The organism is Rhizobium sp. H4, from assembly GCF_003013335.1.
GTDB lineage: Bacteria > Pseudomonadota > Alphaproteobacteria > Rhizobiales > Rhizobiaceae > Rhizobium > Rhizobium sophoriradicis.
Genome location: NZ_PSOW01000059.1, coordinates 1 through 713 on the forward strand (window position 1 = coordinate 1; position 713 = coordinate 713).

Sequence of the window (713 nt, forward strand, 5' to 3'; positions counted from 1 at the left end):
AATTCCCTTGTCCCCAGCGCAACCGTCGACATTTCTCGCAAATGTCGGGCATCCGCCACTTTTGTCAGGTTTGTCGTGATTGGAACGTTTTGTTCGCCGGTCTCTCCGTCAAATACACATCAACCTGCCCTCAACCCGCCCATTGATAAAAGAAAATGATCTTCTTGGCGCGTCGGAGCAGTTGGCATGGTGTTTGCTGATCCCTGGTTACAAGCGGCAGAAAGCAGTCTGCATTATGCCGGTTCATGAAACGAACGGAACGGAGGCCACCTGACCGTTCGTCATCGGATCCGCGTTCTACCAAGCGGCCATGCATCCGCCGGCGGAAGGGTCAATCCCGATGTCACAGCTTGCAACCAACTCAAAGAGAAGGAAAATGCAATGACCAAGATTTCCGAAAGATCCTTTGAAACGATCGAAAACCCGGGGTCATCGTCGCTCAAGGTGCCAGATCAGTTCGGCGCATCTGTTGAAAAGGGGAACAAGAAGGTGACAGAGGCTTTTTTGAAATTTGCGTCCGGCGCTGAAGCGACACAGAAAATGCTGCCTCCGATCCTCGAAACGACAAGTCTATTCGGCAACGAATTGTGGTGGAAGACGATCGCTGCACTGCAGGCCGACGCCGAGGCCAGCTTCTCACATTTGCAAGCTTTGCTGGGCGCGAATTCGCCGTCGCAGATCCTCGAACAGCAGTCGACCTTTTTCCGCAAGCG

Annotated in this window: 1 protein-coding gene; it reads left to right on the forward strand. The window is 53.2% G+C overall.

What is annotated here, in order from left to right:
- Positions 1 to 381: 381 nt before the first annotated feature.
- Positions 382 to 713 (forward strand): phasin (locus C4N04_RS31460; RefSeq protein ID WP_016737564.1); only part of this gene is annotated, 332 nt, incomplete at its 3' end.